The organism is Sphingomonas sp. CCH10-B3, assembly GCF_001556185.1.
GTDB classification, from domain to species: Bacteria; Pseudomonadota; Alphaproteobacteria; order Sphingomonadales; family Sphingomonadaceae; genus Sphingomonas; species Sphingomonas aquatica.
Window position 1 is genome coordinate 1 of the sequence record NZ_LSIJ01000060.1, and the last position, 26,457, is coordinate 26,457.

Annotated in this window: 27 protein-coding genes and 1 pseudogene; 13 read left to right on the forward strand and 15 right to left on the reverse strand. The window is 66.8% G+C overall.

What is annotated here, in order from left to right; genetic code table 11:
• Positions 1 to 54: 54 nt before the first annotated feature.
• Positions 55 to 474, reverse strand: a pseudogene (locus AX672_RS09535) (PA0069 family radical SAM protein); the annotation flags it as partial.
• Between the two features lie 124 nt (positions 475 to 598).
• On the opposite strand from AX672_RS09535, the gene AX672_RS09540 reads away from it, so the two are divergent.
• Positions 599 to 1,123 (forward strand): YbjN domain-containing protein, encoded by a 525-nt coding sequence (locus tag AX672_RS09540; RefSeq protein WP_202189294.1) that lies wholly within the window; start codon positions 599 to 601, stop codon positions 1,121 to 1,123.
• A 22-nt stretch (positions 1,124 to 1,145) separates the two neighbouring features.
• Positions 1,146 to 1,667, forward strand: a complete 522-nt coding sequence (locus AX672_RS09545; RefSeq protein ID WP_066650915.1) for a YbjN domain-containing protein — start codon at positions 1,146 to 1,148, stop codon at positions 1,665 to 1,667.
• Between the two features lies 1 nt (position 1,668).
• On the opposite strand, the gene moaB is transcribed toward AX672_RS09545, so the two are convergent.
• From moaB to AX672_RS09560, 3 genes are read right to left on the reverse strand one after another with little or no spacing between them, the layout of a single operon-like run.
• Positions 1,669 to 2,196, reverse strand: a complete 528-nt coding sequence (gene moaB, locus AX672_RS09550; protein ID WP_066650916.1) for a molybdenum cofactor biosynthesis protein B — start codon at positions 2,194 to 2,196, stop codon at positions 1,669 to 1,671.
• Positions 2,186 to 3,961, reverse strand: coding sequence for a transglycosylase SLT domain-containing protein (locus AX672_RS09555; protein WP_372587588.1), 1,776 nt, complete (start codon positions 3,959 to 3,961; stop codon positions 2,186 to 2,188). The genes moaB and AX672_RS09555 overlap by 11 nt, the downstream gene beginning before the upstream one ends.
• Positions 3,958 to 4,698 (reverse strand): uracil-DNA glycosylase family protein, encoded by a 741-nt coding sequence (locus tag AX672_RS09560; RefSeq protein WP_331711188.1) that lies wholly within the window; start codon positions 4,696 to 4,698, stop codon positions 3,958 to 3,960. The genes AX672_RS09555 and AX672_RS09560 overlap by 4 nt, the downstream gene beginning before the upstream one ends.
• A 113-nt stretch (positions 4,699 to 4,811) precedes the next feature.
• Here AX672_RS09560 and AX672_RS09565 point away from each other — a divergent pair, with 113 nt between their 5' ends.
• From AX672_RS09565 to AX672_RS09595, 7 genes are all read left to right on the forward strand, one after another.
• Complete coding sequence (locus AX672_RS09565) at positions 4,812 to 6,470, forward strand: electron transfer flavoprotein-ubiquinone oxidoreductase (protein WP_066650958.1); 1,659 nt, start codon at positions 4,812 to 4,814, stop codon at positions 6,468 to 6,470.
• 22 nt (positions 6,471 to 6,492) lie between these two features.
• Complete coding sequence (locus tag AX672_RS09570; RefSeq protein ID WP_066650918.1) at positions 6,493 to 8,061, forward strand: tetratricopeptide repeat protein; 1,569 nt, start codon at positions 6,493 to 6,495, stop codon at positions 8,059 to 8,061.
• 1 nt (position 8,062) lies between these two features.
• Positions 8,063 to 8,890, forward strand: coding sequence for a 4-(cytidine 5'-diphospho)-2-C-methyl-D-erythritol kinase (locus AX672_RS09575; protein ID WP_066650919.1), 828 nt, complete (start codon positions 8,063 to 8,065; stop codon positions 8,888 to 8,890).
• Positions 8,891 to 9,062: 172 nt separating this feature from the next.
• Positions 9,063 to 9,815: an N-formylglutamate amidohydrolase gene (locus AX672_RS09580; RefSeq protein ID WP_231731257.1), complete on the forward strand. Its 753-nt coding sequence runs from the start codon at positions 9,063 to 9,065 to the stop codon at positions 9,813 to 9,815.
• 7 nt (positions 9,816 to 9,822) lie between these two features.
• A complete protein-coding gene (locus AX672_RS09585) occupies positions 9,823 to 10,221 on the forward strand; it encodes a hypothetical protein (RefSeq protein ID WP_066650920.1) in 399 nt (132 codons plus the stop codon).
• Positions 10,218 to 11,645 (forward strand): bifunctional ADP-dependent NAD(P)H-hydrate dehydratase/NAD(P)H-hydrate epimerase, encoded by a 1,428-nt coding sequence (locus AX672_RS09590; protein WP_066650921.1) that lies wholly within the window; start codon positions 10,218 to 10,220, stop codon positions 11,643 to 11,645. The genes AX672_RS09585 and AX672_RS09590 overlap by 4 nt, the downstream gene beginning before the upstream one ends.
• On the forward strand, positions 11,642 to 12,829 hold the full coding sequence (locus AX672_RS09595) for a class I SAM-dependent RNA methyltransferase (protein WP_066650922.1): 1,188 nt from the start codon (positions 11,642 to 11,644) through the stop codon (positions 12,827 to 12,829). Before AX672_RS09590 ends, AX672_RS09595 begins: the two co-directional genes overlap by 4 nt.
• A 140-nt stretch (positions 12,830 to 12,969) precedes the next feature.
• On the opposite strand, the gene truA is transcribed toward AX672_RS09595, so the two are convergent.
• Together truA and fmt are read right to left on the reverse strand one after the other, a co-directional pair.
• Entirely contained in the window at positions 12,970 to 13,710 is a 741-nt protein-coding gene (gene truA, locus AX672_RS09600) for a tRNA pseudouridine(38-40) synthase TruA (protein ID WP_066650923.1), read from the reverse strand.
• A complete protein-coding gene (gene fmt / locus AX672_RS09605; RefSeq protein ID WP_066650924.1) occupies positions 13,707 to 14,615 on the reverse strand; it encodes a methionyl-tRNA formyltransferase in 909 nt (302 codons plus the stop codon). The genes truA and fmt overlap by 4 nt, the downstream gene beginning before the upstream one ends.
• A 53-nt stretch (positions 14,616 to 14,668) precedes the next feature.
• Between fmt and recR the strand changes: the two genes are divergently transcribed.
• The 3 genes from recR (at position 14,669) to AX672_RS09620 (ending at position 17,007) form a co-directional block, all read left to right on the forward strand.
• Positions 14,669 to 15,265 (forward strand): recombination mediator RecR, encoded by a 597-nt coding sequence (recR, locus tag AX672_RS09610; protein ID WP_066650925.1) that lies wholly within the window; start codon positions 14,669 to 14,671, stop codon positions 15,263 to 15,265.
• A gap of 31 nt (positions 15,266 to 15,296) precedes the next feature.
• A complete protein-coding gene (gene def / locus AX672_RS09615) occupies positions 15,297 to 15,821 on the forward strand; it encodes a peptide deformylase (protein WP_066650926.1) in 525 nt (174 codons plus the stop codon).
• Positions 15,822 to 15,882: 61 nt separating this feature from the next.
• Positions 15,883 to 17,007: a glutathione S-transferase N-terminal domain-containing protein gene (locus AX672_RS09620; protein WP_066650927.1), complete on the forward strand. Its 1,125-nt coding sequence runs from the start codon at positions 15,883 to 15,885 to the stop codon at positions 17,005 to 17,007.
• On the opposite strand, the gene AX672_RS09625 is transcribed toward AX672_RS09620, so the two are convergent.
• The 7 genes from AX672_RS09625 to AX672_RS09655 form a co-directional block, all read right to left on the reverse strand.
• The gene (locus AX672_RS09625) at positions 17,004 to 17,777 is read right to left on the reverse strand and encodes a 3'(2'),5'-bisphosphate nucleotidase CysQ (protein WP_269454046.1); all 774 of its coding nucleotides are present in this window, start codon (positions 17,775 to 17,777) and stop codon (positions 17,004 to 17,006) included. The genes AX672_RS09620 and AX672_RS09625 overlap by 4 nt on opposite strands.
• On the reverse strand, positions 17,774 to 19,696 hold the full coding sequence (gene cysN / locus AX672_RS09630; protein ID WP_066650928.1) for a sulfate adenylyltransferase subunit CysN: 1,923 nt from the start codon (positions 19,694 to 19,696) through the stop codon (positions 17,774 to 17,776). Before cysN ends, AX672_RS09625 begins: the two co-directional genes overlap by 4 nt.
• Positions 19,696 to 20,604 (reverse strand): sulfate adenylyltransferase subunit CysD, encoded by a 909-nt coding sequence (gene cysD / locus AX672_RS09635; protein ID WP_066650929.1) that lies wholly within the window; start codon positions 20,602 to 20,604, stop codon positions 19,696 to 19,698. The genes cysN and cysD overlap by 1 nt, the downstream gene beginning before the upstream one ends.
• A gap of 89 nt (positions 20,605 to 20,693) precedes the next feature.
• A complete protein-coding gene (locus AX672_RS09640) occupies positions 20,694 to 20,912 on the reverse strand; it encodes a hypothetical protein (protein WP_066650930.1) in 219 nt (72 codons plus the stop codon).
• Between the two features lie 53 nt (positions 20,913 to 20,965).
• A complete protein-coding gene (locus AX672_RS09645; RefSeq protein WP_066650931.1) occupies positions 20,966 to 22,228 on the reverse strand; it encodes an N-succinylarginine dihydrolase in 1,263 nt (420 codons plus the stop codon).
• Positions 22,225 to 23,241 carry an arginine N-succinyltransferase gene (locus tag AX672_RS09650; RefSeq protein ID WP_066650932.1) on the reverse strand — a complete coding sequence of 339 codons (1,017 nt, stop codon included), beginning with the start codon at positions 23,239 to 23,241 and terminating at the stop codon, positions 22,225 to 22,227. Before AX672_RS09650 ends, AX672_RS09645 begins: the two co-directional genes overlap by 4 nt.
• Complete coding sequence (locus AX672_RS09655; protein WP_066650933.1) at positions 23,238 to 24,446, reverse strand: hydrolase; 1,209 nt, start codon at positions 24,444 to 24,446, stop codon at positions 23,238 to 23,240. The genes AX672_RS09650 and AX672_RS09655 overlap by 4 nt, the downstream gene beginning before the upstream one ends.
• Before the next feature lie 82 nt (positions 24,447 to 24,528).
• Between AX672_RS09655 and AX672_RS09660 the strand changes: the two genes are divergently transcribed.
• Positions 24,529 to 24,996, forward strand: a complete 468-nt coding sequence (locus tag AX672_RS09660; RefSeq protein ID WP_066650934.1) for a DUF2269 family protein — start codon at positions 24,529 to 24,531, stop codon at positions 24,994 to 24,996.
• Here AX672_RS09660 and AX672_RS09665 read toward each other — a convergent pair.
• Together AX672_RS09665 and AX672_RS09670 are read right to left on the reverse strand one after the other, a co-directional pair.
• Complete coding sequence (locus tag AX672_RS09665) at positions 24,990 to 25,466, reverse strand: RNA pyrophosphohydrolase (RefSeq protein ID WP_066650935.1); 477 nt, start codon at positions 25,464 to 25,466, stop codon at positions 24,990 to 24,992. The two genes, AX672_RS09660 and AX672_RS09665, sit on opposite strands and share 7 nt — an antisense overlap.
• The gene (locus AX672_RS09670) at positions 25,463 to 26,410 is read right to left on the reverse strand and encodes an alpha/beta hydrolase (protein ID WP_066650936.1); all 948 of its coding nucleotides are present in this window, start codon (positions 26,408 to 26,410) and stop codon (positions 25,463 to 25,465) included. Before AX672_RS09670 ends, AX672_RS09665 begins: the two co-directional genes overlap by 4 nt.
• Between the last annotated feature and the right edge of the window lie 47 nt (positions 26,411 to 26,457).

The following is a 26,457-nucleotide window of genomic DNA, read 5'->3' on the forward strand; positions in this document are numbered from 1 at the left end:
TGCAATCGCTCTGATCCCTTAGCGTACGTTTTCGAACATTCTCTCACCGGACCCCTGATAGGGATCGGTGTTGGTCCCGAACGCGATCGGCGCGCAGACATAGCCGCGCTTGCCGAGTTCGGCGCGGAGCAGGTCGGGCGCGTCGGGTTTGGCGAACAGCTTCGTCTCGAAATCGAGCCCCGGCGACAGATCGTGGAACGCATGGGTCGGCCGCGCGAAGCAATAGATACAGCCATGCTCGCAGCCGCGATAGGGATTGATCGATCGATCGAAGGGGATGTCGGGCGACTGGTTGCGGGTAATGATCGTGCGCGGCTTTTCGATCGAGACGCTGGTGCGCAGCTTCGGCGGTGCGCCATCGACGCTTTCGCGTGCGTCGAGCCAGTCGCCGTCCGCTTCGGTCTGCGGCAAGTTGAAACGGCGGCTGGCTTCGTTCAGCGTTGCGCCACGCGCCGGGCGGGATCGATCGACCATTGGGAATGGCTAGCAGGATCGACGGAACAAAGAAAGAACACTTATAGCTGCGAAGGCAACGCTGGCACTGGAGTTTTCGCTCGGGCGCGGCATGATAGGGTTGCGATGGGCGAGGAGCAGCGGTTTGCGAATCTGGGCAAAAGGGTGGGTGCTGATCGGGCTGTTGCTTGCACCTGGGAGCGCCGATGCGGAGGACAAGGGAAGTTGTCCGGCCGGCCTTATCTGCGCCACCAATCCCAAGTCTGTGGCCGATGCGATCGCGGCGGAGGGCTATCGCGCCAAGATCGATGCCGACAATCAAGGCGATCCCGCGATCAGCTCGGCGGCCTCCGGATATAATTTCGATGTGCTCTTCTATGGCTGCGTCGAGCACAAGCGCTGCGATTCGTTGCAGTTTCGCGCGACTTTCGAAAAGAACAGCGCGAGCGACGTCGTCCGTATGAACGACTGGAACCGCGAGCGGCGGTTCAGTCAGATGGCGGTGCGCGACGATGGCACGATCATCCTGAGCTATGACCTGTCGACGATCGGCGGGCTGACCAAGGCCAATTTCAGCGATGTGCTCAATTGGTGGGCGTCGATACTGGGCGAGGCATCCAATTTCTTCAACAAGAACGACAAGCTGGCGCCGGTGCCGGCAAAGCCCTGATCGGGCGGCCGGGGCTGGGTCGATGAGCGAGGGGACGGCGATGATGTGGATGTGGCGGACAATGTTGGTGCTGGTCGCTGGGCTGGCGGTGCTGGCCGCACCGGCGCGGGCGCAGGATGTGCTGCTTGACCTGTCGACGGCCGAACAGGTGCAGGTGGCCGTGCAGGAAGCGGGCTATAAGGCCGAGCTGAAGAAGAATGACGACGGTTCGCTTTATATCCTGAGCGCTGCCAACGGCGAGGGTTTCACGATCGACTTGACCGATTGCAAGGCGCTGAAGTGCGACGGGTTGAGCTTTCAGGCCTATTACAAGCCCGAGCCGATCTTCACCCCGGCCTTTGCCAATCAGTGGAATCAGGAAAAACGCTTTTTGAAGGTGTCCATCAACAGCCGTGGCGAGCTGCGCCTCTGGTTCGATGTCAGTACGCGCGGCAAGCTGACCAAGACCAACTTTGCCGATCTGATCGACTGGTATGTGACAATGGACAATGAACTCGCCAAGTTCGTGCAGCAGGCGCGCGGGGACACCAAGTCCGCCAAATAGGTCAGCGCTCCATCAGCCGCGGCATCAGCTCGACGAAATTGCAGGGCTTGTGGCGGCTGTCGAGCTGGTCGCGCAAAATGCCGTCCCACCCGTCCTTAACTGCGCCCGTCGACCCCGGCAGCGCGAAGATATAGGTGCCGCGCGCGACGCAGGCGCAGGCGCGTGACTGCACGGTCGACGTGCCGATCGACTGAAAGCTGAGCCATCGGAACAGCTCGCCGAACCCCGGAATCGGCTTGTCCTGCATGCGCTCGATGGCCTCCGGTGTCACGTCGCGCCCGGTGACGCCGGTGCCGCCGGTGGTGATGACGCAATCGACTTGCGGGTCGTCGATCCAGCTGCCCAGCGTTGCAACGATCGTGTCGACATCGTCTTTGACGATCTGACGATCAGCCAGCACATGGCCTGCCTCGGTCAACCGCGCGACAAGCGTGTCGCCCGACCGGTCATCGGCAAGACTGCGGGTGTCGGAAACGGTGAGGACGGCAATGCGGACAGGCAGGAAAGTCGCCGCCGGATCAATCGGCACGGCTGAGCTCGACCGGAGTCTTGCGCTTGCCGACCTTGACTGCGCTTGCCCCCGGCAGGCCCGGGAAGCGCGGCCACAATCCTTGCGCCAGCGCGGCGCGGCTGGGCGACACCGTCTTGCCGCCCTCGCGCTCGTAAATCCAATAGTTGCGGAGCACCGTCACGACATAACCGCGCGTTTCCCAATAGGGGATGCTTTCGATGTAGAGCAGCGGATCGCCACCGTCCTTGACCAGGCTGTTCCACGCCTGCACCGGCACCGGACCGGCGTTATAGGCGGCGATGACCTTGGGCAGCAGCCCTTCGGTGCAGCCCTGATCACGCAGCAGCTCAAGATAGCTCTGGCCGATTTCCATATTGGTCTGCGGGCGCGTCAGTGCGGCACGGTCGGCGCGCAGGCCCTTGGCGCGCGCGATGTCGGCGGCGGCGGCAGGGCGAATCTGCATCAGGCCATAAGCGCCGGCTGAACTCACTACATCAGTGCGGAAATTCGATTCCTGCAGCGTGTGCGCGTAGACCAGCGCCTTGTCGACGCGCCAGCCGCCATCGGGGGTCCAGTGCGGCGCCGGATAGCGTGCCTCGAGCGCCGGCGCAGCGCCGGTCGGGGCATTGTGCGCCAGCCAGATCTGGGCCGATGGCAATTCGAGCACGCCTGCGAGCCGAACCAGCGGGGCATATTCGGCAGCATCGCCGATCCGCGCCTGACGCTTGAGCACTTCGCTGGCGAGCGAATCCTCTCCGATTTCCTTCAGTGCGGCGGCGACGCGGACATTGGGGCGCCGCTGCAATGCCTGCCAGTCGCCGATCGTGCGCCGGGCGACCGCGCGATCGGCGGGTTGCTTGATACCGAGCGCCTGACGCGCGAGCAGGCCGTAGAAGGTTTCGTCATATTGCGCGGCGCTGCGCAGCTTGGCGTCGACCCGCTCGGGATGCGCGCAGCGGATTTCCGCGCGCGCGCCCCAATAAAGCCCGGCCGCGCGCATATCGACATCGGCGGCGCGCGTCGAAACGCGCTCGAATGCCGCCGCAGCGCCGGCACAATCCTCGCTACGCCACGCGGCAAGCCCCGCCGTCCAATCGGCTTGCACTGCCCAGTCGCCGGTGCCGGCAGCGGCCTTGGCAGCCATCGCCCGCGCATTGGCGTCATCACCGGCAAGGTAATAAATCCACGCAACCTTTTGTTGCCATTCGGTCAGCGCTTCGGGGCTCAGCCCCTCGGTCGCCTCGAGCAGCGCCTGTGCTTCGGCGCCGCGATCTTCCTTGATGAAGGGCTGCATCCGCAGCGCTAGGTCAGCGGCGACCGCATCGCTCTTCAGGCTTTTCGCGCGCTTGCGGGCCGGGGCACCGCCCTGCCACGCCATCGCCTGAACATAGGGCAGCTGCGGCAGTGCCTCGGCACCGCGCGCCTTCGCAAGGCGGGCGAGCGTTTCCGCTTGCGGCAATTCGGGGGCCTCGACCAAAATCTTCTGGATGTCGGCCAGCTCGGCCTTGGGCGATCCCTTGGCGGTCAGGATTTCGGCCAGCGCGATCGTGTGAAGTGGCCCGGGCTTCATCGTTGCGAGTTGCAGCCGCGCGTCGGTCCATTTGCCGGCCCGGATGCTGTCGAATACTGCGCGATAGGCCGTGCGCTGATCGCGGTCGAGCTGTTCGGGAACGCTATCGGCGGTCTTGGGCGACGCGACAACGGTGGCCGTGTCACCTGCTTCGCTCGCCAGCGCGGCCGTGGGCAGCAAGGCGAGAAAAACGGCACCGGTAAGCAGTTTCACAATAGTCCCCCGATCAGCAGTTGCAGGTCTTTCCACGCTTCCGCCTTGGCTGCGGGCCGCTCGAGCAGAAAGCGCGGATGAAAGCTCGTAACCGCCGTTACCGACGCTTTTCCGCCTTCATGGTTAATGACATGCAAATGTCCTCTCGCGCGAGCGACATCTGTCCCGACCAGCGCACGACTCGCCGCATTGCCAAGGATCAGCAAGGCTTTGGGCGCCGCCAGCCGCAGCTGCGCGCGGATCAGCGTGGCGAGCGGCGGTTCGGCATCGGCGGGGATGCGTCCGCTGATCGGCCGGACGACCGCCATCGGCGCGAGATAGATGCTGGTGCGGCTTTGCCCGATCGCCGTGAGCATCCGGTCGAACAGCGCGCCGGGCGCGCCGCCGAGCAGGCGATCGGGCGTATCGTCGCGCTCGGGCATTTCGAGCAGGACCATCAGCCCGCCTTTGGCTTCCCCCTGCGTGCCGATACGCACGCCGGGCCAGCGCGCCTCGGGCGCGGCATCGCTCAGCCGCCAGGTCTCGAACGCTGCCAGCGTATCGGGATACGCCAGCGCGGGTGGAGCAGACGCTGCGGTGCGGGCTGCGGGCGCCGCACGGACAGGAGCGGGCGCGTGTTCGGCCGCCAGCCAGTTGCGCGGCGCCTCGTCGATCAGCGTATCGACGCCCGCCTCTCGCCACCATTCGAGCGCACTTGCCCCGATCGCCGTATCGATTTTCTGCTCAAACCCCATCATTTCCTTAGACTGCGGAGTTGACGGCGCGGTCAATCTTTGGGCACCCCGTTTCTGACGGAACGTGGTCAGGGCGCGACGACACTGCGATGCGCCGCACCGGACGGGAGAAGATGATGAGTGAACGCGAGTCGATGCCCTATGACGTGGTCATCGTCGGGGCAGGTCCGGCCGGGCTGGCAGCGGCAATCCGGCTGAAGCAGGCGGCGGCGGCCAAAGAGCTCGAGCTGGCAGTCTGCGTGCTCGAAAAGGGGTCCGAAGTCGGCGCCCACATTCTGTCAGGCGCAGTGATCGATCCCAAGGCGCTCGACGAACTGCTGCCCGACTGGCGCGACATGAGCTGCCCGCTCGCGGCAACGCCGGTGACGGACAACCAGCACTGGATCCTGAGCAAGAAGGGCAAGCGCGAGCTACCGCATTTCCTGCTGCCGCCGTTCATGAACAACCACGGCACTTACACTGGCAGCCTCGGCAGCCTGTGCCGCTGGCTCGCCGAGCAGGCCGAGGGGTTAGGCGTCGAGATTTTCCCTGGCTTTGCCGCCGCCGAGATCCTCTACAATGAAGACGGATCGGTGAAGGGCGTCGCAACCGGCGACATGGGCGTCGCGCGCGACGGCACCCACAAGCCCGATTATCAGCCCGGTCTCGAACTCCATGCCAAATACACCTTCTTTGCCGAAGGGGTGCGCGGACATTTGTCAAAGCAGCTGATGCGGCAGTTCGATCTGCGTGCCGATTGCGACCCGCAGGTGTTCGGCATCGGCATCAAGGAATTGTGGGACATCGCGCCCGACAAGCATGTGTCAGGCCGCGTCATCCATTCGCAGGGTTGGCCGCTCAGCGAGACCAACTCGAATGGCGGCGGGTTCCTCTATCATCAGGCGAACGGGCAAGTCGCGCTCGGCTTCGTGACATGGCTCAACTACACCAACCCGCATCTCTCGCCTTTCCACGAGATGCAGCGCTGGAAGACGCATCCCGAAATCGCCAAGATTCTCGAGGGCGGGAAGCGCGTTTCCTATGGTGCGCGTGCGATCAACGACGGCGGATGGCAGTCGGTGCCGAAGCTGGTGTTCCCCGGCGGCGCGCTGATCGGCTGTTCGGCGGGTTTCCTCAACGTGCCACGAATCAAGGGATCGCATACGGCGATGAAGAGCGGGATGATGGCTGCCGATGCCGCCGTCGAAGCAATCGCCTCGCAGCGCCAGCACGACGAGCTGACCGCCTATCCCGTCGCCTACAAGGGCAGCTGGGTCGAAAAGGAACTCCGCGTTGTCCGCAACGTCGTGCCGCTGGTGAAGCGCTTCGGCGACTTCATCGGGTCGGGGCTGGCCGGGATCACGATGTGGCTCGAACATCTGGGCATCGGCGTCCCCTTCACGCTGCACCACCATCCCGACAATGAGACATTGTGGCGCAAGGATCTGGTGAAGGCACCAACCTATCCCAAACCCGACGGCGTGCTGACTTTCGATCGGCTTTCGTCAGTGTTCCTGTCGAACACCAATCATGAGGAGGATCAGCCGATCCACCTTACGCTGAAGGACCCGGCGGTTCCGATCGCCCATAATCTGCCGCTCTATGACGAGCCGGCGCAGCGCTATTGCCCGGCCGGTGTCTATGAAGTCGTCGGTCAGGACACGGGCGAGCTGAAGTTCGTGATCAACGCGCAGAACTGCGTCCACTGCAAGACATGCGATATCAAGGACCCGACCCAGAACATCAATTGGGTGGTGCCCGAAGGCGGTGGAGGCCCCAATTACCCGAATATGTAAGCGGATCGCCCTTGCGCTGGCCGTGGCGGGCGCAGCCACGCCCGCGCTGGCGTCGAGCAATCCGGGCGAGCTGGCGGCCTATGTCCGTGCCCGCGCTGCTGATGGTGACGGCCATGGCGATCGCGCGGCGGCGGATTATGCGCGCGCGCTCGATGCCGCGCCGGGCAATGTCGTGATCGCGATCCGCGCCTATCGGGCCGGCTTGCTGACGGGCGACGACGCGCTGGTGACGCGTGCCCGGGCGATCCTCGAACGCGCCGATGTCGAACCCGGCGATACCGCACTGCTCGCGCTGGCCGACGCCGTGCGCGGCGGCAATGCCGCAACGGTGCAGGCAGCGGTTACGAGAGTCGGGGCGGGGCCGCTCGACTTCGTGGTGCCGCCGCTGCGGGCCTGGACGCTGGCGGCGAGCGATCCCAAGCGCGCGCTCGCCCAGTTCGACGCCATGCCGCGGCGCGACATCGCCGCCCGCTATACCGCCGAGGCTCGCGCGCTGCTGATGCTGGCGACGGGGCGTCGGCGCGAAGGATTGATCGCGGTCCAGGCCCTGCTGGCGGCCGAACCCGACGACCGCGACCTGCGGCTGAACGCGGCGCAATTGCTGGCAGCCGACGGCGCAGCGGCAGAAGCGCAGCAACTGCTCGGCGATCGGCCGCGTGCCAGCGTTGGCAGCCGCCTGACACTGCCCGCCAAGCCCATTGCCGCATTCGGCATTGCCCGGCTCTATGTCCGGTTGGGCGCAGAACTCGTCGAAGGGGAGACGGCGCCACTGGCAGTCGTGCTGGCGCGCGGCGCGCTGAAGCTTGATCCCGGATATGATCCGGCACGACTGGTGCTGGCGCAAGCGCTTGCTGCGGAAGAGGCGTTTCCGGCGGCGCTTGCGGCGATTGATGCGACTGGATCGCAGAGCCTGTGGTTCGACGACGCGCAGGTCGAGCGGATCAACTTGTTGCAGCGCGCGGGGCGCTCTGCCGAAGCGCTGGCCGCAGCGGCAAAGCTCGCCCGTGCCCCCGATGCGGACGTGGCGGCCGTGCGGCGCGAGGCCGATCTGCTGATGGCGAATGCGCGGTTTGACGATGCCGCGAGCGCCTATCGCCGGGCGATTGCGCTGGCCGGGGACGATGCGGGCTGGCTGCTCTATCTCCAGGCCGGGAGTGCGCTCGACCGCGCCGGGCGTTGGCGCGAGGCCAAGCCGCTGATCGAGAAATCGGTCGCGCTGTCGCCGGATCAGCCGATTGCGCTCAATTATCTGGGTTATGGCGCGCTCGAAAATGGCGGTGACGTCATGGCGGCGCGCAAGCTGCTTGAACGTGCGGCGGCGTTGCGGCCGGGAGACGATTCGATTCTCGATTCGCTCGCATGGTCCTATGTGCTGGGTGGCGATGCGCCGCGCGCGGTGCCGCTGCTCGAACGTGCGGCTGCGGGCTCGCCCAACAATGGCACGATCAGCGAGCATCTCGGCGATGCTTACTGGCAGGTCGGGCGCCGGTTCGAAGCGCGTTATGCCTGGGCGGCGGCCAAGCTGCTCGCCAGCGACAATGACATGGCGCGCATCGCCGCCAAGATCGCCGACGGCCCTGCGCAGCGCTGACATGATCGTCGAAGCGGCGCCCGCGAAGATCAATCTGGCGCTGCACGTGCGCTCGCGCCGTGACGACGGATATCACGCGCTCGAAACGCTGTTCGCTTTCCTTCGCGACGGCGACACCGTCCGCATTGCGCCCAGTGCGACCGCGTCATTTGCGCTCACCGGTCCCTTCGGCAGCGTGCTCGAGGGTGAGGGCGACAATCTCGTGACGCGAGCCGCCAGCGCCTTTGCCGCGCATTATGGCGGCGGGCCGTGGGCGATCACGCTCGACAAGCATCTGCCGATCGCATCAGGCATCGGCGGCGGGTCCGCCGATGCCGCAGCGACGCTGCGCGCGCTGGCAAGGCTTGGTGGCGTGCCGGTAGATGATCCGCCGCTGTTCGGAATCGCCGAAACGCTGGGTGCCGATGTGCCCGCCTGTCTGCTCGGGCGGAGCGCGATCGGCACAGGCAAGGGTGAACAACTCGTGCCGGTCGACGGCCTCAGCGACGTGCCGGTGCTGCTGGTCAATCCGGGCGTCGCGGTTTCGACCGGCACCGTGTTCCGGATGTGGGACGGCGTTGATCGTGGGCCGCTGGGCAGCGGGTCGTTGCTCGACCGCGCCCTGGCAGGACGCAATGACCTCGAGCCGCTTGCACGGGCGATTGCGCCGGTGATCGGGGAAGTGGTGACACGGCTGGCGGCGATGCCGGGTGTAACACTCGCGCGCATGTCGGGATCGGGCGCGACCTGCTTTGCGCTGTTTGACCAGATCGCGAGCCGCACCGCCGCTGCCGCGCTGATCCGCCGCGATCACCCCGATTGGTGGTGTCTCGAATCGACACTCGCGTGACACTTTGGCGTGCCAGTCCGGGACAGCCAGCTGCCCGGATCGCCTGCAATGGCGGGGAACCGGGATTGGCGCGAGTCTTGCTGCGCCCGGGCCGTTGCGAATCCGCCATTTCCCCCGGCGCGTTCGCAGATGGCCCCCGCATCCCGGGCGTCATTGGGCGCGGAGGGCAGTGATCAAGTCGCTGCCCTCCGCCGGCCCTGCGGTCCCGGATATCGTCACGGGGACCGGGCCGGTCCTGTTGTTGTGCGATCACGCCGCCAATGCCGTTCCTGACGACATCGATCTGAGCATTTCCACTGCGCTACTAGACGAACACATCGCGGTGGATATCGGTGCGGGTGCGCTGACGGTTGCGCTTGCCGCGCGTCTTGGGGCGCCGGCGGTGCTGGCGACGGTGTCGCGGCTGGTGATTGATCTCCACCGGCCGCCCGATCACCCCGGTCTGATCCCGACGATCAGCGACGGCCATGCGATCCCCGGCAATGTCGGCGCGGACAGGCGGGCGCGGATAGCGCGTTTCCATGCACCTTATCACAGCGCGATTGCAGAGATGGTGCGAGAGCGCCAGCCCGCGCTGATTGTCGCGATCCACAGCTTCACGCCCGCGCTGGCGATCGGTGGCGCGCCGCGGCCGTGGCCGGTCGGGATCCTGTATAACCGCGACACGCGGGCAGCGCGGCTGGCGATGGAGATGCTACGCGCGCAGGGCCTGCTGGTCGGTGACAACGAGCCCTATTCGGGGCGGCAGCTCAATATGACGCTCAACCGCCATGCCGAGGCGAACGGCATCCCCAGCTTCGCGGTCGAAGTCCGCAATGACGGTATCGCGACAGCAGCGGGTGTCCAGCAATGGGCCGAAACGCTCGCACCGCTGCTGCCGACGATCGCGGCGAGGCTGGCGCCGGTCGCCGCCGCCGGGCTATAGCCGCGCCATGCGTTTCCTGATCCTGTTGCCGCTGCTGCTCGCCGGATGTGGGCAGCCCCAGTCAAGTGCCGATGTGCTGACCAAGGCCGAGGCTCGCCAAGGTGCCGAGGCTGATGAGGCGGGCCGCATCCTGTGCGCGCACGACGGAGCGAGCGACTTCACGCGCACCTGCACCCTCGACCGGGTGACAAGCCCCGACGGGTTGGTGCTGACCGTCGGCCATCCCGATGGCGGCTTCCACCGGCTGCTGGTGACGAAGGACGGGCGCGGCGTGGTCGCCGCCGATGGCGCGGAAGTCGCCAAAGTGAGCATCGTCGGCGCCGACCAGATCGAAGTCGCGCTAGGGGACGATCGCTACCGGCTGCCTGCGACGGTGAAGAGCAAGGCTGCCCAGGCGGGGCAATGACCGGCATCGACGGCCAGCCGATTCTCACTGCCGCCCAGATGCGCGCGGCAGAAGCAGCAGCAATCACGGCCGGCACCAGCGTCGATTCGCTGATGGAGCAGGCGGGTGCTGGCGTGGCGGAGGCGGTCTGGCGCTTCGGTGGCGGCGCTCCCGTGCTAATTCTGTGCGGTCCGGGCAATAATGGCGGCGACGGCTATGTCGCCGCCCGCATCCTGCGCGCGCGCGGCGTCGATGTGAGGGTGGCTGCTACCGGTGTGCCCGCCAGCGAGGTTGCCGCTCGCGCGCGCGCCGCGTGGGACGGACCCGTCGACGACATTGCGACGGCCGCTGCAGCGCCGGTGCTGGTCGATGCGCTGTTCGGGACCGGGCTCAGCCGCGCGCTCGATGACGCGCTGGTCGATCGAGCCAATGCCTTGCAGCACCAGGCGCAGCGATCGATCGCGGTCGATTTACCGAGCGGGCTTGATGCCGATACCGGCGATCTGCTGCGGGCGTCGCTGGCGCCGTTCGACCTGACGCTGGCGCTGGGCGCGATCAAGCCGGTGCATGTTCTCGCGCCTTCAGCTGCGCTTTGCGGCGCCGTGCGCGTGGTTCCCTTGCCGGTTGCGCCGCTGGCCGGCGCGCAGACACGGGTGATCGGTGAGCCATTCCTGATCGAGCCTGACAGCAGTAGCACCAAATATACCCGCGGCATGGTCGTGGTGATCGGCGGCGCGATGCCGGGTGCGGCCGCGCTGGCGGCAGCGGCGGCATTGCGTGGCGGCGCGGGCTATGTCCTCCACCTCGTCGAGGCCATGCCGGCGGGCGTGCCGCACGCGGTTGTGCACCGCCGCTGGGCGCCCGAAGCGCTAAATGACGCAAGGATCGGGGTAGTGCTGGTCGGGCCGGGGCTGGGCCGCGACGATGCGGCGCGCGGCAAGCTCGACGTGGCACTGGCCAGCGACCACCCGCTCGTTATCGATGGCGATGCACTCCACTTGCTCGGCGACCGGTCGTTCCACGATCGTGCAGCACCCGTGGTGCTGACTCCGCATGGCGGCGAATTCAGCGCTTTGTTCGGCGCTTGGAGCGGCAGCAAGATCGACGCGACGCGCGCCGCCGCCGCGCGGATCGGCGCGGTGGTGGTGTTCAAGGGAGCGGACACAGTCATCGCCGACCCGTCGGGCCGAGCGATCGTGGCCCCCCACGGGTCGCCTTGGCTGGCAACCGCGGGGACGGGCGACGTCCTTGCCGGCATAGTGGCGGCAATGGCGACAGGCGCGAGCCATACGTGGTTCGGTTTCCCCGATGCCCCTGATTGGATCGCTCGGGCTCGTATTGAGACGGCGGTCTGGCTGCACGCCGCCGCCGCGCGTCGGGCCGGCCCGGGGCTGATCGCCGACGATCTGCTGCCCGCCATCACTGCCGTGATTGCCGGCCGATGAGCGAGCAGGACCGCATCGTCCGGGTCGCCGCGCGCGGGGATGGCGTGACCGCCGACGGCCGCCATGCCGCGCTCGCTGCCCCCGGCGACTGGCTGCGCGCCGATGGTTCGGTCGAGCCGGGACCCAACCGCCAGACGCCGCCCTGCCGCCACTTTCCGACCTGCGGCGGCTGCCAGCTCCAGCATCTGGGCGATGCGGCTTATGCCGATTTCGTGCGCGACCGGGTGATCGGCGGGCTCGCCGCGCAAGGGCTCGACACCGCGGTGCGACCCGCGATCGTATCGCCGCCGCGCACCCGGCGCCGCGCGACGTTCCATGCGGAGAAGTTGGGCAAGCTGGTGATCGGCTTCAGCGAGCAGGGCAGCCATGCGCTGGTCGATCTGAGCGAATGCCATATCCTTGATCCGCGCTTGTTCGCGCTAGTCGCGCCGCTCAGGCGGCTGCTGCCGCCCTTGATGCGGCCCAAGCGCCGGGTCGAGATCGTCATGACGCTGGCGGATCAGGGCGTCGACCTGTTGCTGCGCGGGGTCGAGGCCGATGGGCTGGCGGCGGCGGAAGCGCTGTCGGCGTTCGGGCAGGCGCAGGGTCTCGCGCGGCTGTCGATCGACGGCGGGCTGGGCGTCGAGACACGCTATGAGCCGGTCGAGGCGACGGTGACGCTCGGCGGGCTGGCGGTGCCGCTGCCACCGGGCGCCTTCCTGCAGGCGACGCCCGAGGGCGAGGCGGCGCTGGTCGCGGCAGTGCGCGAGGCGGTCGGGGGCGCGACGACGGTCGCCGACCTCTTCGCGGGCCTTGGCACCTTCGCGCTCGCGCTGTCGGGCAAGGTTTACGCGGCGGAAGGCGCGCGCGATGCCTTCTTCGCGCTGAAGGCGGCAGCAGGGCGCGCGCAGCGGCAAGTGTTCGCCGAGCACCGCGATCTGTTCCGCCGCCCGCTGATGCCCGCTGAGCTCGACCGCTTCGCCGCGATCGTGCTCGATCCGCCGCGCGCGGGCGCACGCGAGCAGGCCGAGCAACTGGCGGCGAGCAAGGCGCCGGTGATCGCCTATGTTTCCTGCAACCCGAGCAGCTTCGCGCGCGATGCGAAGACAATTTGCGAAGGTGGCTACCGGCTGGACTGGGTCCAGCCGGTCGGGCAGTTCCGCTGGTCGACGCATGTCGAGCTGGTCGGACGGTTCAGCCGGTGAGCCGCAGATAGCGCGACGCACCTCTCCCCGTTCGCCCTGAGCTTGTCGAAGGGCCGTCCTTCCTTTGCCTCCGGCTTGCGAAAGAAGAACGGTGCTTCGACAAGCTCAGCACGAACGGGGCGGGTGGTAGCACGCCAAGCTCAGGGATAATCCGCGCGGAGGAAGAACAGCCCGTCGGGCGGGGCATTGAGGCCGAGCGCGGCGCGGTCGCGGGCTTCGAGCGCGGCGCTTATGTCGTCGGGGGACCATTTCCCCTGGCCGACGAGCGCGAGGCACCCGACCATCGACCGCACCTGATGATGCAGGAACGAGCGCGCCGACGCGAAGACGCGGATCGTCTCCCCGTCGCGCACCACCTCGAGCCGGTCGAGTGTGCGCAGCGGGCTGTCGGCCTGGCAATGCACCGATCGGAACGTGGTGAAATCATGCCGCCCGACCAGTCGCGCCGCCCCCGCCGCCATCGCGTCGGCATCGAGATCGGCGGGCACGCGCCACGCGAGTCCCTTGTCGAAGGTCAGCGGCGCGCGGCGGTTGGCGATGCGATATTCGTAATGGCGCGCGGTGCACGAAAAGCGCGCGTGCCAGTCGTCGGGGACGATCTCGCAGCCGAGAATCGCGATCGGGGCAGGGCGGAGCAGTGCGTTGAGACCCTCCATCAGCCGGAACGGGGTGATTGCGCGCGCGATGTCGACATGCGCGCGCATGCCCGCTGCGTGGACGCCGGCATCGGTGCGGCCGGCGGCGTGGACGGCGGTGTCCTCGCGGACGATGCGGACGATCGCTTCCTCGATTGCCTGCTGGACGCTGGGGCCGTGTGCCTGCCGCTGCCAGCCCATGAAGGGGCGGCCGTCATATTCGACCGTCAGCGCGAAGCGCGTCACGTGAGGCGGGTGCCGGCGGGGATGGGAAAGCCGCGCAGCAACTCGGCTGACGTCATGACACCACGTCCAGCTCGCTGGAGGAGCGTAGGACTGAGCGCGGTGCCACTGCCGCAGGCGATGGTGAGCGTGTCGTCCACCACCTCGCCAGCCGCGCCAGCCGCGACGGCAACTTGGGCAGCGAGCAGTTTCACACGCTCCCCCGCGACCTCGAACCAAGCCCCCGGCGTCGGATGGAACGCGCGGACCTGGCGTTCGATCGCCTCGGCGGGCTGGGTCCAGTCGATGCGGGCTTCGGCTTTGTCGATCTTGGCCGCGTAGGTGACGCCGTCCTCGGGCTGCGGCACCGGCGGGTAGGCAGCGAGATCGCGCAGCACTTCGACCATCAGCCGCGCACCCATCGCGCTCAGTTGGTCGGTAAGCGCGCCAGCCGTCTTGCCGTCGACCGGCGTCGCCTCGCGCAGCCGTACCGGCCCGGTATCGAGCCCGGCTTCCATGTCCATGATGCACACGCCGGTTTCGGCATCGCCCGCGAGGATCGCGCGCTGGATCGGCGCCGCCCCGCGCCACCGCGGCAGCAGCGAGGCATGGACGTTGATGCAACCGTGCCGGGGGGCCGCGAGGACCGGCCTGGGCAGGATCAGGCCATAAGCCGCGACCACTGCGACGTCGGCGCCGAGCGCCGCGAAATCGGCCTGTGCCTGCGGATCGCGCAAGGTTAGCGGGGTGCGCACCGGGATGCACAAGGCGTCCGCCGCCGCATGCACCGGGGTGGGCGCGAGCGCCTTGCCGCGACCGGCGGGGCGAGGCGGCTGGCTGTAGCTGGCCACCACCTCGTGCCCGGCATCGACCAAGGCCCGCAGCACCGGCACCGAAAAGTCGGGCGTTCCCATGAAGACGATCCGCATCGCGCTTCCATCAACGCTTGGCAGGGGGCGATGCAAGCCCTTATCTGGACCGCATGGCTTCCCCCGAAATCGACGCCCTCACGCAGGCGCTGGCCAAGCTTCCCGGGCTTGGGCCGCGATCGGCGCGGCGCGCGGTGCTGCACTTGCTCAAGAAGCGCGAGACTGCACTCGAACCCCTGCTGGCTGCGCTGGCCGCAGTATCCGACCGGCTGACGCGCTGTTCGACCTGCGGCAATGTCGACACCACCGATCCGTGCGGCATCTGTGCCGACCCGCGCCGCGATCCGCGCGCGCTGTGCGTGGTCGAGGAAGTCGCCGATCTCTGGGCACTCGATCGGTCGCGGCTGTTTCCGGGCAAGTTCCACGTGCTTGGCGGCAAATTGTCGGCACTCGACGGCGTACGGCCCGAGGATTTGAGCATCGATGCGCTCGTCCGCCGGATCGAGGCGGGCGGGATCGACGAAGTCGTGCTCGCGATGAACGCGACGCTCGAAGGCCAGACCACCGCGCATTACATCGCCGACCGGATCGAGCGGTTCCCGGTGCGGATCACCCAGCTTGCGCATGGCCTGCCGGTTGGGGGCGAACTCGATTATCTCGACGAAGGAACGCTTGCCCAGGCACTGCGCGCAAGGCGCCCGGTTACTTGACGATTCCCCCGGTCAATCCTAGCTGAACCCCATGGCCGTCCTTCCGATCATCGAGATTCCCGATCCGCGTCTGCGCACCATTTCGGCGCCCGTCGCCGAAGTGACCGACGCGACGCGCGCGCTGATCGCCGACATGTTCGACAGCATGTATGCCGCGCGCGGCATCGGTCTGGCCGCGATCCAGATCGGCGTGCCCGAGCGCGTGCTGGTGATCGACCTTCAGGAAGAGGGCGAGGACGGCAAGCCGGTGAAGGCTCCGCGCGTCTTCATCAATCCCGAGATCGTCGAGACCGCGCCCGAGCTGAACGTCTATACCGAAGGCTGCCTGTCGGTGCCCGATCAGTATGCCGATGTCGAACGCCCCGCGACCTGCCGCGTGCGGTGGCTCGACGAACAGGGTGTCGCCCATGACGAACAGCTCGACGGGCTGCTCGCGACCTGCATCCAGCATGAGATGGATCACCTCGAAGGCATCGTCTTCATCGACCATCTGTCGCGACTGAAGCGCGAGATGGTGCTGAAGAAACTCGCCAAGGCACGCAAGGCGGCTGCCTGAGCGCTTGCGCAGGGCCGCATAGCCGGTCCACATCCTCTCCCGACAATCGGGGAGGAAAGATGTGACCGCCAAGCTGTTCGGCATGCCCGGCTCGCTCTATACGGCGCGGGCGCGCAGCTATCTGATCAAGCAGCGGATCGATTTCGAGGAAGCGATCCCCGCTGATCCAGCCTGGCCCGCGATCACGCAGGCGGTCGGGCGCTGGATCATCCCGGTGCTGGTGTTGCCCGACGGCACGATCATCCAGGACGGCGTTGCGATCATCGATCATTATGAAGCGCAGGGCGTGCGCATGCCGGCCGACCCCGATACGCCGGTTCACCGCGCGATCGGCCATTTGTTCGAGATGTTCGGCGGCGAGGGGATGCTGCGCGCGGCGATGCATTATCGCTGGAATTTCGATGCGCAGAATCTCGCCTTCCTGCGGCGCGATTTTGTGAGCGGCCTGATGCCGCAGGCGGCCGGTGATGCCGAGGCGGCGGTCTTCGCCGCCGCCAGCGGTCGGATGCGCAAGGCGGGGCTGAGTTTCGGCATCGAGCCCGAGACCATCCCGACGATCGAGGCGAGCTATCTCGACTTGCTGGCCCTGCTCGACGCGCATTTTGCCGCTTATCCCTATCTGCTTGGCGGGCGGCCGACTCGCGGCGATTATGGCCTGATCGCACCGCTCTATCCGCATCTGGGGCGCGATCCGCATCCCGCGACGATCATGAAATCGGGCTATCACCATGTCTGGCGCTGGGTGGAGCGGATGAATTCAGCCCAAGCGCAGCTCGGCGGACATGCCGCACGGGGAGAAGCGCTGATCGCGGGCGATAGCGTGCCGGAGACGCTGGCCGCGCTGATGCGCTTCGTGGCCGCGGATTTCCTGCCCGAACTGGCCGCGCATGTCGCGTTCGCGAACGACTGGCTGGCGGCGCGGCCTGATCTGGTGGCGGGCACCAACGGCCTCGACAATCCCGGCGCGCGGGGGATCGGCCTCGCGCAGTTCGACTGGCGCGGGCATCGGATTGCCTCGGCAGTGATGCCCTATCGCTTCTGGCTGCTCGACCGATTGCGGGCGAATGTCGCACCCGCTGCCAAGCCGACGTTTGAGGCAGCGGGGTTGGGGGCGATGCTGGCCTTGCGTACCAGCCGGCCGGTGCTGCGGCACGGCCATCTCGAAGTCTGGGGGGAGCCGCGCTAAGCCGCCGCAATCGCTTCCAGCACCGGCTTCGCCCATTCCGGGCGGCAGATCAGCAGGTCGGGCAGCAACGGATCGGCGCAATTGTAGACGAGCGGGCTGCCGTCGATGCGCGAGGCGTGCAGCCCAGCCGCCATCGCAACGGCTGCGGGCGCGCAATTGTCCCATTCGAACTGGCCGCCCGAATGAAGGTAGATGTCGGCCTTGCCGATCAGCACTGCCATCGCCTTGTACCCCGCCGACCCCATCGGCACGAGCACGCCGCCGATCGCATCGGCGACGGCTTGCGCGAGCAGCGGCGCGCGGGTGCGGCTGACGGCGATGCGCGGCGGGCCATCGTGGGGGGGCGGCAGCAGCGGCGGGCGCAGGCTGCAATAGGTCTTGCCCGATGCCGGCAGACACACCGCGCCCAGCGTCGGCACGCCATCGACCGCGAGCCCGACATGTACGGCATAATCGCCGAGCCGGTCCGAATAATCGCGCGTGCCGTCGAGCGGATCGATGATCCAGACGCGTCGCGCGCCGCACCGCGCGCCATCGTCGTGCGATTCCTCGGACAGGACGAAATCATGCGGTCGCGCGGCGTGGAGCCGGTCGAGGATCAGGCTGTTGGCCTCAAGGTCACCGCGCTTGCCGAGCTCGACCGGCGAGCAGGTCGCGCTCGACATGATCTCGCGGAGCAGCGCCCCGGCTTCGGTGGCAATCGTCTCGGCCAGGTCGGCATCGGCGGCATGGGCTGCGCGCACGACATCGGACGCAGCCAAAGGAGTCACAGCGCGTAGCTCCAGACGCCGACGATATGCTCGACGATGCGATTAGCGGCTTCCTCGGCGCTTTCCTTGGTCGTGTCGATGTGCAGATCGGGCGATTCGGGGGCTTCATAGGCGCTCGAAATGCCGGTGAAGTTGGGGATTTCGCCGGCGCGGGCGCGGGCATAGAGCCCCTTCACGTCGCGCGCTTCGGCAACGTTCAGCGGGGTGTCGATGAAAATCTCGACGAACTGGTCGGCGGGCAGCATCGCGCGCACCATGGCACGTTCGGCGCGAAAGGGCGAGATGAAGGCCGTGATCACGATCAGCCCGGCATCGGCCATCAATCGCGCCACTTCGCCGGCGCGGCGGATGTTCTCCACGCGGTCGGCGTCGCTGAAGCCGAGATCGCGGTTGAGCCCGTGACGGAGATTGTCGCCGTCAAGCAGGAAGCTGTGCCGCCCGAGCGCGTGCAGCTTGCGTTCGACCAGATTGGCAATCGTCGACTTGCCCGATCCCGACAGGCCGGTGAACCACAGCAGCCGCGGTTGCTGCCCCTTGATCGCGGCGCGGGCTTGCGGCGTCACGTCAATCGCTTGCCAGTGGACGTTGCTCGCGCGGCGGAGTGCGTGGCGGATCATGCCCGCGCCGACCGTCGCGTTGGTCGCCCGGTCGATCAGGATGAACCCGCCCAGATCGACGCTGTCGGCATAGGGCGTGAACACGATTGGCCGGTCGATCGCAAAATCGAGCACGCCGATGTCGTTGAGGCTAAGCGTGCGCGCCGACAGCCGCTGGAGCGTGTTGACGTCGATGCGGTGGTCGGGCGCGCGCAATGTCGCCGAAACCGTCTGGGCGCCGATCTTCATCAGATAGGGTCGACCCGGCAGCATCGGCGTGTCGTCCATCCAGACGATCGTTGCGGAGAATTGATCCGAGACTTCCGGCGGGGCGTCGGCGGCAGCAATCACGTCGCCGCGCGCGCAATCGATTTCGTCGCTGAGCGTCAGCGTCACTGATTGCCCGGCGACAGCTTGGGGCAGGTCGCCGTCGAAAGTGACGATGCGATCGACCGTGCTGAGCTTGCCCGACGGCAGCACCCGCACGCGGTCACCCGGGCGGACGGTGCCGCGCGCGATCTGCCCGGCAAAGCCGCGGAAATCGAGATCGGGGCGGTTAACCCATTGCACCGGCAGCGCGAACGGCTGCCGGGTCGTGGCATCGCCATCGACCTCAACGCTTTCGAGATACTCGATCAGCGTCGACCCCGCATACCAGGGCATCGCGGCCGATCGCGCGGCAACATTGTCGCCCCGGAAGCCCGAGATTGGAATGGCGGTGACGTTCGCCAATCCGATCGACTCGGCGAAGGCGGCATAATCGGCGGCAATCGCGTCGAAAGTCGCGCGGTGATAGCCGACCAAGTCCATCTTGTTCACCGCAAGCACGATCCGACCGATGCCGATCAGTTTGGCGAGATAGCTGTGCCGCCGCGTCTGCGTCAGCAGACCTTTCCGCGCGTCGACGAGAATCACGGCGAGATCGGCGGTCGATGCGCCGGTCACCATGTTGCGGGTGTATTGCTCGTGCCCCGGCGTGTCGGCGACGATGAACTTGCGCTTGTCGGTCGCGAAGAAGCGATAGGCGACATCGATCGTGATGCCCTGTTCGCGCTCGGCGGCAAGACCATCGACGAGGAGCGCGAAATCGATGTCGCCACCCTGCGTCCCGACGCGCTTGCTGTCGGCCTTCAGGGCCGCAAGCTGATCGTCGAAGATCATCCGCGTATCGTAAAGCAGCCGCCCGATCAGCGTCGACTTGCCGTCATCGACCGAGCCGCAGGTGATGAACCGCAGCAGCGATTTGGCCGAATGCCGCGCGAGATAGGCATCGACATCCTCGGCAATCGCCGGGTCGGGTGCATAGGCTGGCGCGGTTGCCATCAGAAATATCCCTCCGCCTTTTTCTTTTCCATGCTCGCGGCCTGATCATGGTCGATCAGGCGACCCTCGCGCTCGGAGGTGGTTGTCAGCAGCATTTCCTGAATGACGTCGGACAGCGTCGTCGCCCGGCTTTCAACCGCGGCGGTCAGCGGGAAGCAGCCGAGCGTGCGGAAGCGAACCCAGCGTTCGGTTATCTCGATTCGGCGACCGAGCGCGCGCTCTACCCGGTCGATGTCGTCGGCCATCAACAACTGGCCCTGATGGACGAAGGTCGGGCGCGGCGCGCTGAAATAGAGCGGGACGATGTCGATGCCCTCGGCCTGGATATAGTGCCAGATGTCGAGCTCGGTCCAATTGGAGAGGGGGAAAACGCGGATGCTCTCGCCTGCGTGCTTGCGGGCATTGCAGAGCCGCCAGAGTTCGGGACGCTGCTGGCGCGGGTCCCACCGCTGGCTGGCCGAGCGGAAGCTGAATATGCGTTCCTTGGCGCGGCTCTTTTCTTCGTCGCGTCGCGCGCCGCCGAAGGCCACGTCGAACCCGTGGGCGCCGAGCGCCTGCTTCAACCCTTCAGTCTTCCACATGTCGGTGTGACGGCTGCCGTGGTCGAATGGATTGATGCCGAGCGTTTCCGCCTCGGCATTGCGGTGGACGATCAGTTCCATGCCGGCGGTTTCAGCGGCGCGTTCGCGCATCGCGTACATCGCCTTGAACTTCCATGTCGTGTCGACGTGGAGCAGCGGGAAGGGCGGCGGCGCGGGATGGAAGGCTTTGCGCGCGAGATGCAGCATCACGGCTGAATCCTTGCCGACCGAATAGAGCATCACCGGCTTGTCGGCTTCGGCGACGACTTCGCGCAGGATGTGGATGCTTTCGGCCTCAAGCCGCTGCAAATGCGTGAGCGGTAGCATGGGCGCTAGTTAGTCGCCGGAGCGGGCAATGCGACGAAGTTATCCTGTCGTCACTGAAACCTATGTCATCGGCGATGCCGATTTCGCGGCTAGTCCATGTCGCGCCGTTCGACTGAGTCGAGAATGCGCGCGCCCGCCATGAACACCGCGATCGGGCAGACGCTGAACAACAGCCAGCCACCGAAGCCCGGATATTGCTGAAGATAATGCGCGCCGCGCTCGACCGCGCCGAGGCCGAGCGCGTAGATCACGACAAACGCTTCGAACTTGTTCTTGATGACGAACAGGCTGATGAACTTGCGCCACATGTCCAAGCTTTAAGCAAGCGGCGGGCCAAGCGTGGATTTGCGCCGATTTCGGCTTAAGCGACGTGGTTAACTGTCAATGAATCCGACAGGTCGAGCGCATCGAGAAGGGCAGCGCGGGCGCGTTCGATGTCGGCGACCAGCGCGGGCGAAGCGATGTCTCGAGATTCAATCGTTTCGGGCCAATGCGACGTGGCGACATCGGCAAGCCGGTCGAGCTTGGCGTCATCGACCAGAAAGCGCGGATCGACCGTGGCCGGGTCGGCGACCACGCGCAGCCGCAGACAGGCCGGGCCGCCGCCATTGGCCATCGATTCGCGGACATCGACCACTTCGACGCGGCGGATCGGCCCATTGCCCGCAAGCATCGCCTGCAACCACGCCCAGACGCGGACGTTGGCGCGCGCCTCTTCGGGCACGATCAACGCCATCGTGCCATCAGGCAACGCCACCAGCTGCGCGTTGAACAGATAAGAGCTGACCGCATCGGCAAGGCTGATAGCACTCGCCGGAACTTCGACGATCTGCGCGGTGGGCAGGGCAGCAGTGATTGCCGAATAGACAGCGTCGCGGTCGGCAAAGGCCTGCTCATGGGCGAACAGCACCGGGCCGTTCGCGACCGCGACGACGTCATTGTGAAACGCGCCCGCGGCAATCGCTTCGGGGTTCTGTTCGGCAAAGATCGTGCGGGCAGGGTCGAGCCGGTGCGCGCGGGCAATCGCTTCGCTGGCGACCCGGCTCTGGCGCGCAGGGAAGGGGCCGCCACGCTCGCCATAGACGAAGATCTCGATGCCGGGCGCATCATGCGCTGTCGCCATCCGCATGTGATTGGCCGCGCCTTCGTCACCGAACGGCGGCGGCACCGGGCAATGCACGGCGAAAGCGGGGTGAGCGAAGGCGATGCGCAACTGGGCAAGCGTCTCTGGCCATTCGTGGCTGCGGTGCGGCATGGTCAGCAGGTTGGCGACGGTCAGATGGGTCCTGCCATCGGCTGTATCGGGCGCGGGCGAGACGGTCGCGGCGTTCGCGGCCCACATCGCCGATGCCGACAGTGCCTGCGCCTTCATCTCGGGCGGTGCCGCGGCATAGTCGGTCGCGAGGCTCGCCAGCCAGCGATGGTCGGGCCGGGCATGCGGCAACAAGATTCCCTGCGTTAGCCCGAGCGCGATGTTGGCGCGCATCTTGGCGATGCCTTGGAGCGCCGCCGCGCGCGGGTGCGACACTTGACCCGCATTGCCGGTCGCGGCGAGATTGCCGAGGCTGAGCCCGGCATAATTGTGGCTGGGGCCGATCAGCCCGTCGAAGTTGATTTCGATCATGCGCGCGATACGTAAAGGATTTGGCCGTCGATGTCCGCGCCAATCCGGGCCGCGCAATCGGGATCGATCACCGCGCCCGGCCCCGCTTCGCGCAGCCGCCCATAGGTGCATCGGAAGTTTTGCAGCCTGCCGCTGGCAATGATCGCCGCGTCGCCGCCGTCGAGATCAGTCGCGATCAGCGTCGTCCGGCGCGCGTCACGGATCGATTTCACCTGGTCGGTCTTGGCGATCATCGTCGGACCGCCATCGAAGATGTCGACATATTTTTCGAACGCAAAGCCTTCATTTTCCAGCATCCGCATTGCGGCGCGACCAGACGGATGCGGAATGCCGATCGCCGCGCGCGCCGTCTCCGACAGCATCGCGGTGTAGATCGGGTGCTTGGGGAACAGATCGGCGATGAACTGGTGGCCGTGCGTCGCGTTGAACTGGTCGGCGTCCTGAAAATTCATCCCGAAGAAACGCCCGGCCAACCCGTCCCAGAAGGGCGACCCGCCGGCTTCGTCGATCACGCCGCGCAGTTCGGCGAGCACGCGGTCGGCGAAGCGTGCGCGGTGTTCCGCCATGAACAGATAGCGGCTGCGCGCGAGCAGCATGCCAAGGCCGCCAGCGCGCTCGGCAGGGTGGAGGAACAGCCCGCCGACTTCGCTGCACCCTTCGAGATCGGTGGTCAGCGCCAGCATCTCGGCACGGAAAGTGCGCCCCAATTCCCGACTGTGCTGCGTCAGCGTGCCCAGCCGGTAGCTGTAGAAAGGATGACTCTGCCCGACCTGCGTGAAGATCTGGCAGGTGCCGCGTACATCACCGGTCGCGGTGTTTTCGAGCACGAGCACGAACAGCTCATCGGCGAGCGGCCCTTCGGTCCGGGCAAAGGCGGCGTTGCTGCGATCGAGCTTGGCGCGCAAGGCGCCGCGGTCGGCGGGCAAGTTGGTGAAGCCTCCGCCGGTCAGCTTCGCCATCTCATACAACGGCTGAAGGTCGGATTCGCGCGCGGCGCGGATGACGAAGCTCACAAACGGCCTTTCTGGACAATGCGGGCAATGGCGAGCGCGGACAGCGCGGCGCGCTCGGGCAGCGATTCGACGATCAGATATTCGTCGCTCGAATGGATCGCGCCGCCGCGCGCGCCCATGGTATCGACAACGGGGACACCGCAGGCGGCGATGTTGTTGCCGTCGCACACACCGCCGGTGTCACGCCAGCCGATCGTCAGACCAAGATCGGCGCCGGCGGATTTGACGACATCGAACAGCTTTGCGGCATCGGGGCTGATCGGTTTGGGTGGCCGGTTGAAGGCGCCGTGGCAGTCGATGCGCACGTCATGCGCGGCGGCGACGGCGGCGATGCTCGCATCAAGATGCGCTCGGGCGGCAGCAATCGCTGCCTCGTCCTTTGGGCGGAAATTGACGCGCAGGATCGCGAGATCGGGGACGACATTGTTCGGTCCGCCGCCTTCGATCCGCGCCGGGTTGACCGCCAGCATCGGCCCGCGCGCCTCGGCCAGCCGCAGCGCGAGGTCCGCGGCGGCGAGCACGGCATTGCGCCCCTCGTCCGGATTGCGCCCGGCATGGGCACTCTTGCCATGAATTGTGATCGAGAAATTGCCGGTGCCGCCGCGCGCGCCCGCGAGCGTGCCATCGGGCAGCGCGGGCTCATAAGTGAAGGCGGCGAGCTTGTCGCGTGCCACATCGGCGATCAGCGCCGCCGACGATAGCGATCCGGTTTCCTCATCCGACCCGATCATCACCTGATAGCCGAGGTCGTCAGCAAATGGGCTGGCTTCGATGGCCTTGAGTGCCGCCAGCAGCAACGCAATGCCGCCCTTCATATCGGCAACGCCGGGACCGCCGAGCACGCCGGGCTCGATCCAGTGCGTCGCCTGAAACGGATGGTCGACGGGATAGACAGTGTCGAGATGGCCCGTGAACAATAGCTGGAGCGATGCCGTCGGCCGCACTGTCACCAGCAGATGGCGGCCATGGTCGATCGCTGTCCGGCTGCCATCTGGCAGCACGGTTTCGACCGGCCCCGGCTCGATCAGTTCAACGCTGCCCGGCAGCACCGCAAAGGCATCGGCGAGCAGGTCCGCCATTGCCGCGACGCCCGCCAGATTCCGCGTCCCTGAGTTGACCGCGCACCATGCGAGCACCTGATCGAGCATCGGCGCCGCACGGGCGTGATCGATAAGCGCGGTTTCGGCGGCTGAAAGCGTCGGCATGGGCGGCGGCTTAGCCGTTTCGCACGCGGCACTCCACCGATTTGCTTGACGACGGCGGCCCCGCAGAGTTGGATCGCCGACAATGGCCTATGAGATCGCGAAATTCCTGCACATCACCGGCGTCGTGATGCTGATGGGCAACATCACTGCCAGCGCGATCTGGAAAGTCTTTGCCGACGGCACCGGCGACCCGCGGATCATCGGCTTTGCCCAGCGGCTGGTGACGATCACCGACTGGAGTCTGACATTCTGGGGTGTCGTGCTGACGATGGTCGGCGGTTATGGCGCGGCATGGATCGCCGGCGTCGATCCATTCGGGCCGAAATGGCTGCTGTGGAGCCAGGTCCTGTTCGTCATTGCCGGGCTGATGTGGTTGGCAATTCTGGTGCCGATCCAGATCCGGCAGGCAAAGACCGCGCGTGGCTTTGCCAAGGGTGGAGATATTCCCGACAGCTATCGCCGCGATAGCTGGCGCTGGATTATATGGGGCTTAATCGCAACGGTGCCGCTCGTCGCGGCGACCTGGCTGATGATCGCCAAGCCTTATTGAGGGCCGAGATGGTCGGCGAGCGCCGCCATAACGTCACGATAAAGTTGCTGCTTGAAGTCCACCGCCAGCTCGATCACCTGAGCGGGCTCGACCCAGCGCCACGCCCGGAATTCCTGATGCTCGGTGGCGATGTCGATGTCGCTGTCCTGCCCGTGAAAGCGGAACAGATACCAGCGCTGGCGCTGGCCGCGCCATCTGCCTTTCCAGAGGCGGCCAATCAACTCCTCGGGCAGATCGTAGAAGAATTCGCCCGGGGCCTCGGCGATCAGGGCCACCTTGTCGGGCAAGATGCCGGTTTCCTCGCGCATCTCGCGCAGCGCCGCGGTCAGCCCGTCCTCGCCATCGTCGATGCCGCCCTGCGGCGGCTGCCAAGCCTCGACGGCGGTATCGATGCGTTGCCCGACGAAGACCTGCCCCGCACGGTTTTGGATGAGGATGCCGGCGCAGGGGCGATAGGGGAGGTCGCTCATGCAGTCGCCTCGGCGATGATCGCCTTGAGCGCAGCAAGCGCCCCGGCGACATCTTGCTGGGCCGAGGGAATCGCCTTTCGCATCGTCACGAAGCCGTGGATGTTGCCGGCCGCCTCGCGATACACGACCGGCACGCCCACCGCGATCAGCGCCGAGGCATAGGCGCGGCCTTGATCGCGCAGCGGATCGAGTCCGGCGGTCAGCACCACGGTGGGCGGCATGTCCTTGTGGCTCGCGTGGAGCGGCGCGCCGCGCCAGTCGCCTTCGATTGTCGCATAGGCCGCGTCGAACCACGCCATGCCTTCCTTGGTCAGCACCCGGCCTTGGTTGAACAGGTCGTAGGAAGCGTAATGCTCGGCCTTGTCGACCGTCGGATAGATCGGGAACTGGGCGATCACGGGCACAGCGGCAGGCGCATCTCGCAGCGCCATCGCCGTTACGACCGTCAGATTGCCGCCCGCGCTGTCGCCAGCCGGCACCAGCCCGGTCACGGTCAGCCCCAGTTCCGCGGGGCTGCTCGCGATCCAGCGCGCGGCCGCCTCGCAATCCTCGGGCGCGGCGGGGAAGGGGTGTTCGGGCGCCAGCCGGTAATGCACAGCGATTACCGGCAGATCGAGCTGGCGGCTCATCTCCGCGCAAAAGCTGGCATGCGTGTCGAGATCGCCGATCACGAAGCCGCCGCCGTGGAAGAATACAACCACCGGACCGGCCGCGCGGTCGGCGCGCGCATCGAACAGGCGAAGCGGAATCGGCCCGACCGGGCCGGGCGCTTCGAGATCGCGGATCACGGCCAGCTCGCCGAGCGGCAGGTCGACCATGTCCTTGCTCGCAACATAAATCGCGCGGGCGCCTTCGGGCGGTAGCTCGTGCATTTTCGGCCCCGGCAGGACGTTGAGCATCGCCAGCAACTGGGCGACATCGGGGCGGGTAAAATGCTCGGTCATGCGGGCTCTCCTGATCGACTGGCGCGTAGCGCCTCGGCGTCCTACCT